The organism is Staphylococcus sp. ZWU0021 (genome assembly GCF_000798895.1).
In the GTDB taxonomy this organism is placed as follows: Bacteria; Bacillota; Bacilli; order Staphylococcales; family Staphylococcaceae; genus Staphylococcus; species Staphylococcus saprophyticus.
In genome coordinates, this window is the sequence record NZ_JTLN01000005.1 from 364,752 (window position 1) to 381,072 (window position 16,321).

A 16,321-nucleotide genomic window follows, 5' to 3' on the forward strand; every position below is an offset into this window, starting at 1 on the left:
CAATAAGAATGTAAGTGCTATACGCAACTATTCATTATGCTTAATTTGAGTCTGAGACATAAATAGCTGCCTCAGACTCTTTTATCCATTAAGGAGTAGTTGTCTGAACTACACGTATTTTTATAAACTGTATTTCCATTTATTTTACATAAATTCACTTAAAAGTGTAAATTCAGAAAATACGCAATGTGCTCCTCTATTGACTTAGATCTTGTTAATATTAAAATTCACTTTACTTTTATAATATATAATATGATGATTTGGGATATGATTTAAACATGATTTAGCATTTAACCGTTACTGCTTTAATCCAACCGTGTCATAAGTTGCTATGTTATGGTGTTTAATTAATTTATATGAATTCATTCTCCAACTATTTAATTATACATTTTATCTTTATGAATCCAACTTGTACTTTCGTTGAATTTTATTTTCAAAAAATGTATCATGTAGTCTTGTATTTCAACAAATTGAACTAACATCTCTCTTAAGTTATGCGATTTAAGGTAGAGATATATTTATTATTGTATATAATAAGCATTTAAACTAATACATTCATCAGCAACGACATACTAAAAAGAAAGTAGGTGTATTGATGTCGGCTCGATATATTGCTAGAACTGTGTTCCTTATTCTAATCATTATTTCAATATTTTTTAATCATTATTTTCCGTTTATGACATTAAATTTATTTCTAGCATATGTGCCATTTGAACTATGCTTACTCTTGAATTTATTTAAACCTATTTATAAATACGAATGGCCGCTCTTTATTATATTTGCACTTATTTTTGTATTTATGGTTCCTAATACATTATATATGGTTACAGACTTAATCCATTTAAATCAATTTAGATTTAATTTTTATCAGGGTTTATTAATCACTGAATGGGCCTATTTCGCATTTTTAGTTGCAGCCGTATTACTCGCACTGTATCTATTAATTTTAATGTTTTTAGAAATTGAGCAATTTACACACCGTATGTGGTTAAATCGACTCATCATCGTAGCAATGATGTTCCTTAATGGACTCGGTATTTACATCGGTCGCTTCTTGCGTTTACATTCCGTTTATCTTATTAATGAACCACTCCGTATTTTTAATGAAGTTGCGGCAAGCCTGAAATTTGATACTTTGTGCTTCATTTTATTACTTGTAGCATTGCAAATTATCATATATGCATTTGCGAAAGGAGTGCGTAGTGCAAAATGACTTTCAATATTATTATTTTAATTATTATACTCATTTTATTGCAGCTAATCATTGGTCATCTATTACATGATGTAGGATTCTCATATACGCACAGCATTATCTTGATGTGCCTTCCCTTAGGAATCGGTTTGTTTTACCTACAATTATTTTATTACGAGCGTCGCTTCCCTAAGTGGAATATACCCATCCATGTTAAGATCAGACTAAAATACATGTATATACTCACTTTCTTCGAATATGTTGCGCTATACATTTGTATCTTTAGAATGTAATCATTTATCGTTTACATAGTAAACAGTTAATGAATTGTATCATCAGTTCTAATATTACATGTGCTAAGGATTAAGTATACGTGTCTGAGATATAAATAGATATTTCGCCTACTTTTAGGTGCTAGTTAAAAATACTGATATAAAAAAGCTCCCGTCTAAGTTTTCATTTTTCAATGTCAACTTTAACGGGAGTTATTTATATGACTTAGATAATAAATCTTATTCTCAATAAAAGACGCAATTGATGCTGTAAAATACTACACTTGCTACTACTTAACTGCTGTCTAAATACTTCTATTTTAATGTACGTCATCTATTTATCATTGATTTTTCAAAGCTTGTTTCACTTCTTCTACAGAGTCTGCAGAGATGCGCAATTGTGCCTGTTCATTGTCTGAAAGTGCTAGTTCAACAATATTTTCGATACCTTTTTCACTTAAAACAGTTGGTACACCTAAACAGATATCAGAAAATCCATATTCTCCTTCTAACAATGCGATACTTGGTAATAAACGATGTTGATCCTTTAGAATTGCTTCAATCATTTCAAAAACTGCAGACGCAGGGGCATAATATGCAGAACCATTGCCAAGCAAAGCAACAATTTCAGCGCCACCCTTTCTTGTACGTTCTACAATTTGCTCTATTTGCGTTTGATTCAACAATTGATGTAAAGGGACACCATTGACATTGGTTGAATTTACTAAAGGTACCATTGTATCACCGTGGCCGCCTAATACAAGCCCTCTAATATCTTTTATTGACACATTTAAAGCTTCTGCAATAAAGGATTGATATCGTGCAGTATCTAATACACCAGACTGTCCAATCACGCGTTCTTTCGGAAAACCTGACGCTTTTAACACAGAATAGGTCATCGCATCTACTGGATTAGTAAGTACGATAATTTTGCAATCCGGTGAATACTTTACAATTTCCTTCGTAACATCGAACATCACTTTTTCATTAATTTGTACTAAGTCATCTCTACTCATACCTGGTTTACGAGGACTTCCTGCAGTTATCACAACAATATCTGAATCGGCTGTATCAGCGTAATTCACGGAACCCGTCACTTTCGCATCAAAACCATATACCGGACTGCTTTCGAATATATCTAGCGCCTTACCCTTCACTTGTCCTTCGTTATCTGGTCGATCAATGAGCACTACATCAGCTAACTCATGCTGCGCAACAATAAATGCTAATGTAGCGCCTGTGTTACCAGCACCTATTATGGAAATTTTCTTTTTGGTCATAAAAACATCCCCTTAATCAAGCAATTTATATCTCAATTAAATTATAACACGCATTCATTTTAAACAATGATTGCAATTCATAAACTTAAGTTATCATCTTTACTTATGTTTGCGTTGGCGCTTAAACCATTTCCATATAATGAAAATGGCGAGGATAATCAGTACAATATATATAATGCGAGAATAAATATCCATATAGTACACAATTGCATGCCAATTACCGCCGACTGCTTGACCTAAATAAATTAAAACAATATTCCATATTAATGTTCCTATCGTTGTAAATAGCATAAATAATGGTAGATTCATTCTTGTTAAACCAGCAGGTATAGAGATTAAACTTCTCAACAAAGGCACGAAACGACAGAAGAAAATAGTCCAATAACCATATTTATCAAACCACTGTATTGTTCTATCAATATCCTTCGTTTTTACACGAAGAAACTTTCCATATCGATTAACAAAACGATATAAATTGCGTTCACCAATCCAAGCTCCTATTCCGTATAAGACGATTGCACCGACAACTGAACCAATTGTAGACGTAATGGTCACACCAATAAAACTTAAATCAGATTTAGTAGTCATAAAACCACCAAAAGTTAAAATAATTTCAGACGGTATAGGCGGAAAGACATTTTCTAGAAAAATTAAAAAAGCAATACCCCAATAACCATATTGTTCCATAAAGTGTGTAATCCACTGTTCCATGCATTACCTCCTCGTTATAATCACGCTTGCTCTATAAGTCATTTACTCGTGACTAGTTAAAAAAATGGTTAGTCAAACCATATAAATAAAATGTAAGTCCAAATAATACTAAGGAAAGTATGGTTAATATTAATGATAAAATCATTATCCGTTTAAAATGATGAATAAAAACAACGAATAAAATCGAAGCATTATAAAGGAAAAACAAACCAAATAAAGTTACCATCACAGTAATGTCAGGAAAAACGATGTTCAATATAGCAATAATCAAAGCAAATCCTAAAAATGGAAAAGTAATAAAGCGTTTTTGAAACTTGAGTTCTTTTCTATGGTGTTGTTCGTTCTGAGTATTCATTATTTACACTCCTTTTAAAATTAAATTAAGGGATATCGTGGCCTAATGAAGCTGTATAAATATCAAACCATTCTTGGTCTGTTAATGTTACCTCAAGTCCAGCGATTGCGTCATCAATCCGTTCTATCTTATGCGTACCCAACACTGGCATGATTGCGGCAGGATGTTTATCTAACCAAGCCATGATGATGCCATTCGTTGTCACATTATATTTCTGTGCTAATGGTGAAACAATTGCCATAATTCTTGCAGCCTTTTCATCACCTAGATCAAAGAGCTTGCCACCCGCCATAGGGCTCCATGACATAATTTTAACATCATCTTTATACATATGATTAATGACACCATTGTCAATTGCATCTAATGTGTATGGCGACACTTCTAATTGATTTATTGTAATGTGTAATTTGTCACACACAAGGCATTTACTTAACAAATCATATTGTGATTTATTAAAATTCGAGACACCAAATGATCTCACTTTACCCTTGCTTACTAAAGCCTTTAAAGCTTCTGTTACTTCATGGGGATCCATCAACGGTGATGGTCGATGGATAAGCAAACTATCTAAATAATCAACATTTAATTGTTGTAATGAACGGTCTACTGCTTTTCGAATATGTGTTTTACTATGATCATATCTGTGTCCATGAATGTCTTGTTCAGGGCTTGATGGTAGTACGATACCACATTTCGTCACAATCTCAATTTCATCTCGTAATTGAGGTGATAATTTTAAAGCCTCACCAAAAATACCTTCGCATGTATAATTACCGTAAATATCGGCATGGTCCATCGTTGTGACCCCGCGCTCTACTAACTCATTTAAATAACGATTCAATTGTTGTGGTGTCCACTGCCAATCTTGTGCTCTCCAAAACCCTTGTATCACTTTTGAAAACGAGACATACTGATTTATTTTTACTTTATCCATTTAAAAACCAACACCTTTTATTTTATTAGATAATTAAGTGAACTGTAACATGTCTAATTTGTTGCGTATTTGATTTTCATCAATCTGTTCACCAATCATCACAATCGTTAATGGCATTTCATCATCAATAATTTGATAATCTGGGAGACCAAATGCATATTGAAATTCATAAGTTTCATGAGGCATATCACGAAATTTAACATATCCCTTTAATCTTAGAACATTATCTGGGAGCCGTAAAATAAATTGATAAAATAATTGACGATCAATCGGCCCAGAAAAATGGTATTGTACACTATTTATACCATGATGATGCATATGGCTTTCTTTAGTTGGCAATGATGTATTTGTAATCGTATCAAAAGCATCCATGTGCATATCTGCATAAGTTGTATAAAATTTGGGCACTTCTGAATTAATTTTATCAATAGCTTTAAGATCATCATACGCATCACTTTTTAATAAATCCATTTTATTGACTACAATTGCATGACTTACTTCTAATTGTTCTTCCATCAATTGTTTTGTACTATGGGTATATTGGGTTCTGGTCAAAAATCTTGGTGCGTCTAATAATCCTATTACCATAGGCGTTTGGACATTAGCGACAATTTCAGGATCTTGGCATGCCGCAATAATTTCTATCGGATGTGCAATACCCGTCGCCTCAATTATAATATGGTGCATTGCACTTTTGTTAAGAAAATGTTTTAATTGTTTTATTAAATCTTGTTGCAAGTCACAACAGACGCAACCATTTAATATCGATGCGACTTCAACATCGTCGCTTAATGCAGCGCTATCTACATCTAAATTGCCGTATTCATTTACGATGATACTTGGGTTTTCATTTTTTCTTAATAAATATTTCACATAATTGCTAAGGAAAGTTGTTTTCCCACTACCTAAAAAACCTGTTACAATTGTAATAGGCGTCTTAGGTTGTTTAATATTTTTCATAAAATCACTCATTTCTTAAACACAAATGTTTGTGTAAAATTTAATTTATACATATAATTAAACTTTTACTTGATAAAATATTAGATATCTTCTAAACTTTATACACACTTTATTTTAGCATGGCACAGTGCAAAAGTATGATTGAAGAAGTGTCAAACACAACGCAAGACGGATTCAGGTCCGATACAGAGAGAACAAAACGGATAGAATGTCTGGAGGAGAACTTATGTCTGAACCACTTAATTTAAAGGAACAACTTTGCTTTAGTTTGTATAATGCTCAAAGACAAGTAAATCGCTACTACTCAAATAATGTCTTTAAAAAATACAAACTGACTTACCCACAATTTTTAGTATTAACAATTTTATGGGCTGATTCACCTGTCAATGTAAAGAAAGTCGTAACAGAATTAGCATTAGATACAGGTACTGTATCTCCATTACTCAAGAGAATGGAACAAGTTGATTTAATCAAACGTGAACGTTCTGAAGTAGATCAACGTGAAGTGTTTATTCATTTAACTGACAAAAGTGAAGCAATTCGTCCAGAATTAGACACGGCTTGTCAAGATGTTGCTGTTGCATCATCATTAAGCCCAGATGAATCTCAAGAGTTAAATCGATTACTTTCAAAAGTAATCAATGCCTTCACTGAAGAAAAATCTAAATAATTTTTCACAACAAAAGTTTAGGTACTAGCTATTAAAAATTATTCCTTTAATATACTTGATTTATAAAGCGAGCTCAAACACTTATGTGTTTGAGCTCGTTTTTTCATAATAAATCATAACTCATATTTAACAGCTCTATCTACCGCGGTTTAAATGAATAACTAAAGATTTATTATTTATTTTAGATGTCTTCGTTTCCACGTTTATTTTAATCAGCATTAATGGCTACCATTTGGTGTAAATAACCATTCGTTTTATTCAATAGCGCCTGATAACTGCCATCTTCTAAAATAACGCCATCTTGCATAACTATAATTCTATCAAAATGTGGCAATAGTCTTAAATCATGTGTTGCCACTATCAAGGTTTGCGCAGTTTGATGAATTGCTTCCATCACTTTATCGGTATGATATATATCCAATGCCGTTGTCGGCTCATCTAATATCCAAATAGGCGCATGTTTTAAAAACAACCTTGCTATTGCCAATCTTTGAACCTCTCCACCAGATAATGTTTGACCTGAAAGTGTAATCATTCTGTCCAAATCAATATGCGCTAGCCCCAAGTCATCAAGTACTTCTCTCATTTCAAGATCACGCTTTTCAGCAAATAAATTCTCACGAACTGTTCCATCAAAAAGTTGTTGTGATTGTAATAAGGCATTTATATGACCATATTTTTCCTTATCCTTAATTTTCACTATATCTTGTTGGTTAAATAATATGCTCCCTTTTTCACTTTGATACAAACCTAGCATGAGTTGAAGTAATGAGCTTTTCCCTGAACCAGAAGGACCAACGATTGCAACATGTTCACCTTTGTTAATAGTACATTGAATATTGGATAACACATTACTTGATTGATTCCAATATTTAAAATCTACTGCTTGAATATCGAATAACAAATTAGCTTCATTCAAATCTCTTTGCATTTGTTCGGTACCTTGTACCATCGGATGCGCAATCACTTCATTTATATTTTCAATTGCTTCATCTGTATCACCTTTATAGTAGGCCACATTACTCATCGGAATGGCTTGTTCAAACAACGTTAACATCATGAGCACGATACTCGTTAAATAAACGACGTCTAATTGGTGATTTTGCACTTGGACAACACCCAAATATAAGGTAAAAAACAGTGCAATCATTGAGACAATATTTAAACTATACTCATATAGAGATAAAAATCGTTGCTCTTTCGCTTGTGCGTCTTCATATTGTTCTAACTGATCTAACAATGCTGTTTTATAGTATGTTGTTCTATCAAAACGAACGAGTTCTACGTAACCTTCTTTATAATCGTAAAAGTGATTTAAAAAACCACTTTGTACTTGGTTGACTTGTTTTTTTATTTGTCGCGCTTTTTTAGCACTCAACCAAGGTATAACCAATAAAGTTGCAATCATACTCACACAGATAATAATTGCATGTACATATGAAAAATAAATCATTGTTAAAACAGTTATCGTTGCTGTAATGCCAATAACTACTGGAGGATAATACACTCTCAGATAAATATTTTGTAGTGCTTCCACCCTGCCAATCATACGCGCAATCAAATCGCTAGAATTAAATTTACGATATACATCGGGTATGACGGGTAATAATTTCTTGAAAAACTGAACTCTCACATTTCTCAACATCGTAAATGTCGCTCTGTGGGATAAAAGTCTTTCGATATAACGTGCAATCGCTCTTAGAAATCCAAACATTTTAACAGATACAATCAGGATCATTAAAGCGAATAAAGGCGCACCTAATGCACTTTGTGTAATCATGTACCCGCTTAAGAAGAACATACCCAACGCTACCAAACTACCAACGACACCAATTAGTATTGATAAAATCAAATCTTTGTCTATTTTAAATTGAATATGTGGTTTCATGTTGCATCACCACCTTGAGATGAATTTTTCATTGTCGTTTGCTCGACAGATGCTGCATAACCATTTTCTATTAATATGCGTTTATCTGCTTTGTTAATTGTATGTGATCTATGGGCAATCGTAATAATGGTCGCACTTTCAAATTCATGTGCAATCACATCTTGAATGGTTTGTTCTGTTTTCACATCTAAGCCGGTAGCGGGCTCATCAAAGATGATGAGCTCTGGTTGTGTCATTAACACTCTTGAGAGTTCTATACGTCTCATTTGCCCTCCTGAGAGCATTTCTCCACCTTCACCTATCCATGTATCTAAACCATCCGCTAAGCTCAGTACTTTTTCTTTCAGTCCTACATCATCTAATACCTTTAATATTCTAGCATCATCAACGTCTTGAAACATCGTAATGTTATCACGTATAGAAGCATTAAAAATATAAGGTGATTGGCTCAAAAAGCCAATACTTAAAGATGGATCCTTAAACGTTACTGAACCGGATTGGGGTTTGTAATTTTGTGTTATCAATTGTGCTAACGTTGATTTACCCGCACCACTTTTACCAACTAGTGCAATTTTCTCGCCTTGATAAATACTTAGATTAATATTTTTCAAAGCATAGGTGTCAGCTGCATCATATTTGAAATCAACCTGCGATAATTGAACAATGGGTGTTTGATACGTATCAATCTGTTTTTGAATCTTATGTTCTGCGGTTCCTTTATCTAAGACATCAAATACGACATCACTTGAACCTTCACTTTGTTTACCGGTATGAAACGATTGTCCAAGATCTTTAATTGAATTATAAAATTCTGGCGCTAAGATAATTGCAATTGCTGCTGTTTTAAAATCAATGTTATGAAATAAAATCAATCCTAAACCTGCTTCCAATGCAACCAAGCCAATACCTAACATACTAATAAATTCAAGCATGAGGCCTGATAAAAATGCACTCTTTAAGATGCGCATTGTCAAATCTCTAAATGTTGTACTTTCTTCATATAATGCCGCTTCAGTCTTATCTGTTCTATTAAAAAGCTTTAATGTAATAAGACCTTTAATTTTATTTAGAAACTGCTGACTAAATTGATTTAAATATGTCATTTTATCTTTAGATTCATCACGTGTTTTCAAGCCAAATATAATATAGAAAATAGGAATAAATGGTGCTGTAACAATCATAATTAATGCAGTATTTAAATGTATAAAACACATTGCCACAATAATCATCAGTGGAATCATCATCGATTTAAATACCTGTGGAAAATAACTGTTAAAGAAAGGAACAATGCCATCTATACTTTCTGTCAACGTGTTTATTTGCGCACCAATTGGTTCTTTTGAGCGTTGTAATATGAGCTGACGTCGCAAATCTCGTTTGACTTTTGAAGCCATACGATTACCTATCATTTGGTTCACTGTATTAAGTGTCGCACGTGCAATTAAAATCACCAATGTTATAAATAATAAAGCCAATACATCTTGATTGGTTTTTAATAACATGATATTTAAAATTTCAGCAATAGAAATATTTTGAACTACTACGGTTATGGCTAATAATGTACTAATAATAAACATCCATATAGGATATACTTTAAATTTTAAAGCTAAATTTGTTAATCTTTTCACAAAATATCACCTGCCACATATTATAAACACATTATATGAAATTTAAATGATTTCGCTCATTATCAAGTAACATTTTTTATGTTAATTTCATATTTCTGACATAAATTTAAAATTGATTTTTTATTCCTCTGACAAAGCTACTAAAATATATATATTTTATATTATCTCATTCTTTGGTCTCATATTACGGTTTTAAGTAGCGTATTATATTTTTATTGTGCTATTATTGTTAGATGAAAATGCATAAAATTTAATAAGTACTATGAAAGTAGGTAAATTATGTTAATACTTGAATTAATTAAAGGTATTATTCTAGGTATCGTTGAAGGATTAACGGAATTTGCACCCGTTTCTTCTACTGGCCATATGATACTTGTCGATGACATGTGGCTAAAATCTAGTGAATTTTTAGGTTCACAATCCGCTTTTACATTTAAAATTGTAATCCAACTCGGTTCTGTGTTCGCAGGTGCTTGGGTATTCCGTGAACGTTATTTCGAAATGTTACATATTGGCAAATACAGACATGAACCCATTGACGGTATTGGCCAAAAACCAAAACGTTTAAACTTATTGCATATTATCGTTGGTATGATACCTGCTGGTGTCTTAGGATTACTCTTCGATGATGTCATCCAAGAATATCTTTTCAGTGTGCCTACTGTAATGATAGGACTATTTATCGGTGCTATATATATGATTATTGCTGATATTTACAGCAAAAAAGTTACCAATCCACGAAACGTGGACCAAATCAATTATTTCCAAGCATTTGTCATTGGTTTATCGCAAGCCATAGCTATGTGGCCAGGTTTTAGTAGATCAGGATCTACGATTTCCACTGGTGTCTTAATGAAAATGAATCATAAATCAGCATCTGACTTTACATTTATCATGGCAGTGCCAGTAATGCTTGCTGCAAGTGGTTTATCTTTAGTTAAAAATATGGAATATATCCACATGAGTGATATTGGCTTTTATGTTTTAGGTTTCTTAGCCGCATTTATTGTTGGTCTAATTGCCATTAAAACTTTCTTATACTTAATTAGTAAAATCAAACTGATTCCATTCGCTATTTATAGAATTGTCTTAGTAATCATTATCGCTATTCTTTATTTTGGCTTTGGTATTGGTCAAGGTATCACTGGTGAATAATTTAATAAAAACAGGTAACTCCCCCATCAACGGGGTTTATCACAAACTGTCGACAAAGTCTCCGATTTTGTTGGCAGTTTTTTTGTGCATGGTTTTCGCAGACAGTATCTTAGCGTGTAGGTTTCGGCTAGTGTTGCTTTCCCAGGTATCGATCTAAATCACTGCCAATAATATATAGAAAATAATATAATATATAAATTGGGCAGTCGTAGTGTTTGTTATGTTGAATAAAACAACAGATAATAAATCCTATGCATACGCTATATTTACCGTTTATTTTCATGTAATATAGGGTATGGTGAAGATAGTATAAATTAAATGGAGGCAACGAGTATGGACAAAAAGCAATTAATTAAAACAATTATCACAGTAGCGCCTGTGTTTCTAGTACCGCTAATCGTCGAACGTAAACGCATCAAAGATCATCCAGATGTTAAAAAAGCTAGCGATGCGACAGTTAGCGCTTCTAAAACAGTTGCAGATAAATCTGTACATTTGAAAGATAATGTAGTTGAAAAATCTTCTAATGCGAAAGCATATGTTGTAGATAAAAAACACAACATGGATCAAAAGCGCGAACTTAAACGCATTGCAAAAGAAAATGATCCAGCTTATATCGAGAAAAAAGGCGAAAAATTAGAAAAAGAAAATCGCAAAGAAGCAGATAAAATGAACAAAATTCTGCAAAAAAATATCGATAAACGTCGCAAAGAAGAAGAGAAAGCACGTCAAGAAAATGAAAAACAACGTATCAAAGATATGAAAAAATCTAACAAGCACATGGAAAAAGTTGGATTAACACCAGGTAAACTTGATGACGAAACTGAGAAAAAAGGCGAAAAATTAGAAAAAGATAATCGTAAAGATGTAAATAAATTAAGCAAATTGTTACAAAAAAACATCGACAAACGTCATAAAGAAGAAGAGAAAGTGCAAGAAAAAAATAAAAAAGCACGTTTATCTGAATTCAAAAAATATAAAGACTATGTGGCAAAAAGCGTTGTAAAACAAAACAACGAAGATAAAGGCAAATAAGCAAATGACACAAGTCATTATAGATGGAGATGCTTGTCCTGTAACCAATTCAATTATTGAATTGACGAAAGGGACAGGCATTTTTGTTACCGTCGTCCGTAGCTTTAGCCACTTCTCTACCGTCATTCAACCTGAACATGTCAATATTATTTATGTTGATGATGGGCCTGATGCTGTCGATTATAGAATAGTAAAACTGGTTCACTCTGATGATCTTGTTGTAACACAAGATTATGGACTCGCTAGTTTATTATTAAACAAAGCTAAAATTGTCATGCATCACAAAGGATTTATATATAATCAAGAAAATATCAATACGCTACTCGAACAACGACATGCAAGTGCACAGTTTAGAAAAAGTGGTGGTCGAACAAAAGGGCCGGCTGCTTTTACAGAAGAAGATGTATCAAAATTCGAGTCTATATTTTCAAATTTAATTCATAAATATTTTTTAGAAACGGAGGATTAATCATGAAAAAAATTGCTATCTATTGTGGTGCCAGTAAAGGCAATGATGTTACATATATGAACGAAGCTTATCAATTAGGTAAGTACATGGCAGAACAAGGCTATGAACTCATTTTCGGTGCAGGTTCTGTAGGGATTATGGGCGCAATTCAAGATGGTGTATTGGATCATGGCGGCACTGCAATTGGTGTCATGCCTAAAATGTTAGATGAAAAAGAAATTACGAGTACTAAATTAACGGAGCTTATTTTAGTGGATTCCATGCATGAGAGAAAAAATAAAATGGCAGAGCTTGCCGATGCATTCGTGATGGCACCTGGTGGCGCTGGCTCACTAGAGGAATTTTTCGAAATGTATAGTTGGGCGCAAATTGGTATACACCAGAAACCGATAGCCATTTTTAACATCAATGCCTTTTTTGAACCTTTACAAACATTAATAAATCATATGATTAAAGAAGGCTTTATCGATCCAAAATATAAAGCACTTGCACCTTTATGCGCTACGCCAGAATCACTTTTTGAAACATTAAACAATTACCAACCTCTTGGCATTAGAACTTATGACTAAATCATGTTAATAAAATTAAGCAGCTATTATACACAAGCACTAGCTTATATAATCCGCGTAAAAAGGATGACTAATCGTAGGAAAGCGTCTGAGACATTTATTTTTGTCCCAGACGCTTTTTAATAATGAAGCATTATTTCGCCTTATCCCTCAATTTGACAATATCTATTTATATCCCAAACATTTAATATAATCTAACTTGAAATCTATCATTGAATAGTTAGCCTTTGACTTATAACAAAATTGCTAAGAGTTGTTTTAAAATCATTATAGCTACGATTAAAATAATGACTGATGACAATTTGTTCAATAGCATGATATATTTCCCTGTTTTATCTATGTTTCCAATCATTTTTCCAACTACTGCCAAGAAAATAAACCATAGCCAAGAAACAATAACAGTAGCTATAGTAAAGACCATTTTTTCAGTACCTTCATAAACTGCACCACTTGTCCCTATTACGCCTATGGTATCCATGATTGCATGGGGATTAAGTAATGATACAGACAGTGCAAAACCAATTTGCTTTTTAGCGGACATCGGTCGATATGATTGTAGTGTAACTGGACGTGTACGCCATAATGACCATGCCATATATAATAAAAATACCAGTCCAATACAATAAATTGTAATTTGTAGCACAGGCATCGATAACAATATCACAGAAATACCTATGACGGCTAACACGATTAAAAATGTATCACATAACCCTGCTGTTATAATAACTGGTAATGATTTGGTAATACTTTTATGGTTTGCACCTTGATTAAATACAAATACGTTTTGCGCCCCTAAAGGCAATATGAGCCCTAGCGCTAATAGTAATCCGTGAACGGCTGATTGCAACATACAAAACTACGCTCCTTTAATTATTACGACTATTTTAACTATGCTATATTATATACACAGAAATTGGACCCACCAGATGCAAATTAAAATACCAACCAGATAATATAGGAGCTATTTTATGTTCAAACCAAAATACAAGCAAATTATAGATGATATCATTTCACAAATAGATTCTGGAGATTTAGAACAAGGCATGCAATTACCTTCTCAACGAGATATGGCCTCGTTATATCAAGTGAACCGTTCCACCGTTATACAAGCACTCGATATTCTAAAAAGTCAGGGAATCATAGAAGGTAGAGAAAAACAACGCTTATATGTATCTGGAAATACTTGGCATACTTATATTAAAAACAATATTAATTGGCAAAACTATATTAGCCATAGTACGACTAAAAATAACCAATACTTTGTTCAACAAATTAATAAACTAGAATTCCACACTAACATGATACGATTGGGTACTGGTGAACTTGCTCCCGATCTTATACCTAATGAACAGTTCAAAGAAATTTTGAGCAAGTGTCATACTCCTGTGTTAAATACTAATTATGAACCACCTCAAGGCAACCTTAAGCTTAGAGAAGCAGTGGCACAATATATGCAAAAATTAGGTGTCTCATGTACTGTTGACCACATTTGTATTACATCAGGTGCATTACAAGGTTTAAAACTCATTGCAGATGGCTTACTCATTCCACAATCCAAGATTATTGTTGAATCACCTTCATACATTAATTCAATACGCACGTGGCATAATATGAGGGCCGATATTCAGCAAATAAGCATTTCTGATATTAAAAGTAATATTAATAATATTTTTAAAGCACAATCACAATATACAAACAGTATCTTTTATTGTATACCGACTTTACACAATCCAACACAACATAGTTATTCAACAGAAGAAAAACAAAAAATCATCATGCAATGTGAACAACATGGTATACCGATTGTAGAAGACGATGTGTATGGTGACTTATATTTCAATCATGAGCGACCTAAACCTTTAAAATCGTTTGATACAAACGACAATATTTTATATTTGAATAGCTTATCTAAAACTGTAAGTCCTGGTTTACGTGTCGGGTGGATTGTTGCCAAGCCTTCCGTCGCAGCACATTTAGCTGATTTAAAAATGCAAAATGACTATGGCGCAAGTTCTATATCACAATATATCGCAACACAATGGTTAACACATCCTCAATATCATGACCAACACCTCAAAATGTTAAAGAACCAACTTTTAATTAAGAGAAATTTATTTTTAGAATCTCTGAAGAAATATTTTAGTGATTTCGGTTCATGGTCAACGCCCGAAGGATCATTTTATATTTGGTTCCAATTTAAGTTCTCCATCGATATGAAAAGACTTTTCGATGAAGCGATTGCAGAAAACATACTGATTAACCCTGGTGAAGTATATGATAAAGATGCGCGTGATTGTATCCGTTTCTCATATGCTTATGTCGATGCCGAAGATATCGATGAAACTTTAAAACATTTAAGCAAAATTATCCAAACACGTTTTACGCCACCGTCTTCCCACATTGGCAAAGGTAATCACGGTTGATAAGTATAAAAAGTGCTTCTGAACTGTGGTACATGCATAAATCTTTCTAACTTTAAAAAATTGATAAAGGCTGAGACAATTAAATTTGCCTCAGCCTCTATTTAACTTAATCTATATACATTTGTAGAGATGATCATATACATTATCAAAACAACACTTCTCAGACATTTATTGTTAAATCTTTATAATATCTAACATGTTTTTTCAGTGGATGATACTTGCTAAGTTCTGGGTATTCAAAATGATCAAAACGTTTCATACCAATTTTTTCCATAACTTTGCGTGAAGCTTCGTTATTTTTTGAAGTGAAAGCATATACTTCTTCAATGCCTTGTTCTTTAGCATATTTTAATACCGCAGCTGCGCCCTCAGTTGCAAAGCCATTGCCCCATACTTCTGGAATTAGGCGCCACCCAATTTCATAAAATGGCAATTCTTCAAATGTGTATTTACTTTCTTTAGGAACATAATTCAAGCCAACAAACCCTAGCCAGCCATTTGTTTCTTTAAGTTCTACAGCGAATAATCCTATGCCATTTGATTGAATCGCTTCATCCATTTTTTTCATATCGTGTTCTGAACGTTTATAGCTTAATAAACTAGGAAAATATCTCCGAACTTGCCGATTGGCATTCATTTGTTGAAATGGTAATAAGTCTGTTTCTCGCCAATCACGTAATCTCAACCGTTCAGTTTCAATATAAACTGTCATTCATTACACCTCTATACTTAAAGTAAATTTATATAGAAAAGTAACGCGTTATGAGCGCACTCATATCG

17 protein-coding genes are annotated in these 16,321 nt (G+C 33.0%); 8 read left to right on the plus strand and 9 right to left on the minus strand.

Annotated elements, in window-relative coordinates; genetic code table 11:
* Window positions 1-595 precede the first annotated feature (595 nt).
* Window positions 596-1,213 carry a DUF1361 domain-containing protein gene (locus L987_RS02430; protein WP_011303678.1) on the plus strand — a complete coding sequence of 206 codons (618 nt, stop codon included), beginning with the start codon at window positions 596-598 and terminating at the stop codon, window positions 1,211-1,213.
* Window positions 1,210-1,485: a hypothetical protein gene (locus L987_RS14015; protein ID WP_011303679.1), complete on the plus strand. Its 276-nt coding sequence runs from the start codon at window positions 1,210-1,212 to the stop codon at window positions 1,483-1,485. The genes L987_RS02430 and L987_RS14015 overlap by 4 nt, the downstream gene beginning before the upstream one ends.
* 320 nt (window positions 1,486-1,805) lie before the next feature.
* Here the strand turns inward: L987_RS14015 and mdh are convergent, their stop codons facing one another.
* From mdh to L987_RS02455, 5 genes are all read right to left on the minus strand, one after another.
* Entirely contained in the window at window positions 1,806-2,744 is a 939-nt protein-coding gene (gene mdh / locus L987_RS02435) for a malate dehydrogenase (RefSeq protein WP_002483968.1), read from the minus strand.
* 99 nt (window positions 2,745-2,843) lie between these two features.
* Window positions 2,844-3,455: a DedA family protein gene (locus L987_RS02440; protein ID WP_002483969.1), complete on the minus strand. Its 612-nt coding sequence runs from the start codon at window positions 3,453-3,455 to the stop codon at window positions 2,844-2,846.
* A 52-nt stretch (window positions 3,456-3,507) separates the two neighbouring features.
* Window positions 3,508-3,810: a hypothetical protein gene (locus L987_RS02445; protein ID WP_011303680.1), complete on the minus strand. Its 303-nt coding sequence runs from the start codon at window positions 3,808-3,810 to the stop codon at window positions 3,508-3,510.
* Between the two features lie 25 nt (window positions 3,811-3,835).
* Window positions 3,836-4,744: an aldo/keto reductase gene (locus L987_RS02450; RefSeq protein WP_047502753.1), complete on the minus strand. Its 909-nt coding sequence runs from the start codon at window positions 4,742-4,744 to the stop codon at window positions 3,836-3,838.
* A gap of 33 nt (window positions 4,745-4,777) precedes the next feature.
* Entirely contained in the window at window positions 4,778-5,704 is a 927-nt protein-coding gene (locus L987_RS02455; protein ID WP_047502757.1) for a CobW family GTP-binding protein, read from the minus strand.
* A gap of 226 nt (window positions 5,705-5,930) precedes the next feature.
* Between L987_RS02455 and L987_RS02460 the strand changes: the two genes are divergently transcribed.
* Window positions 5,931-6,374, plus strand: a complete 444-nt coding sequence (locus L987_RS02460) for a MarR family winged helix-turn-helix transcriptional regulator (protein WP_011303683.1) — start codon at window positions 5,931-5,933, stop codon at window positions 6,372-6,374.
* Between the two features lie 208 nt (window positions 6,375-6,582).
* Here the strand turns inward: L987_RS02460 and cydC are convergent, their stop codons facing one another.
* Entirely contained in the window at window positions 6,583-8,262 is a 1,680-nt protein-coding gene (gene cydC / locus L987_RS02465) for a thiol reductant ABC exporter subunit CydC (RefSeq protein WP_011303684.1), read from the minus strand.
* Window positions 8,259-9,890: an ABC transporter ATP-binding protein/permease gene (locus L987_RS02470; protein ID WP_047502759.1), complete on the minus strand. Its 1,632-nt coding sequence runs from the start codon at window positions 9,888-9,890 to the stop codon at window positions 8,259-8,261. The genes cydC and L987_RS02470 overlap by 4 nt, the downstream gene beginning before the upstream one ends.
* Window positions 9,891-10,169: 279 nt before the next feature.
* Between L987_RS02470 and L987_RS02475 the strand changes: the two genes are divergently transcribed.
* From L987_RS02475 to L987_RS02490, 4 genes are all read left to right on the plus strand, one after another.
* Complete coding sequence (locus L987_RS02475) at window positions 10,170-11,045, plus strand: undecaprenyl-diphosphate phosphatase (RefSeq protein ID WP_002483975.1); 876 nt, start codon at window positions 10,170-10,172, stop codon at window positions 11,043-11,045.
* A gap of 333 nt (window positions 11,046-11,378) precedes the next feature.
* On the plus strand, window positions 11,379-12,080 hold the full coding sequence (locus tag L987_RS02480) for a hypothetical protein (protein WP_047502760.1): 702 nt from the start codon (window positions 11,379-11,381) through the stop codon (window positions 12,078-12,080).
* Window positions 12,081-12,084: 4 nt separating this feature from the next.
* Window positions 12,085-12,549, plus strand: a complete 465-nt coding sequence (locus L987_RS02485; RefSeq protein ID WP_002483977.1) for a YaiI/YqxD family protein — start codon at window positions 12,085-12,087, stop codon at window positions 12,547-12,549.
* 2 nt (window positions 12,550-12,551) lie between these two features.
* Window positions 12,552-13,118, plus strand: a complete 567-nt coding sequence (locus tag L987_RS02490) for a TIGR00730 family Rossman fold protein (protein ID WP_047502763.1) — start codon at window positions 12,552-12,554, stop codon at window positions 13,116-13,118.
* A gap of 232 nt (window positions 13,119-13,350) precedes the next feature.
* Here the strand turns inward: L987_RS02490 and L987_RS02495 are convergent, their stop codons facing one another.
* Window positions 13,351-13,968, minus strand: coding sequence for a LysE/ArgO family amino acid transporter (locus L987_RS02495; protein WP_011303689.1), 618 nt, complete (start codon window positions 13,966-13,968; stop codon window positions 13,351-13,353).
* 118 nt (window positions 13,969-14,086) lie between these two features.
* Between L987_RS02495 and L987_RS02500 the strand changes: the two genes are divergently transcribed.
* Entirely contained in the window at window positions 14,087-15,541 is a 1,455-nt protein-coding gene (locus tag L987_RS02500) for an aminotransferase-like domain-containing protein (RefSeq protein ID WP_047502766.1), read from the plus strand.
* Window positions 15,542-15,701: 160 nt separating this feature from the next.
* On the opposite strand, the gene L987_RS02505 is transcribed toward L987_RS02500, so the two are convergent.
* Entirely contained in the window at window positions 15,702-16,253 is a 552-nt protein-coding gene (locus L987_RS02505) for a GNAT family N-acetyltransferase (RefSeq protein ID WP_011303691.1), read from the minus strand.
* Window positions 16,254-16,321 lie beyond the last annotated feature (68 nt).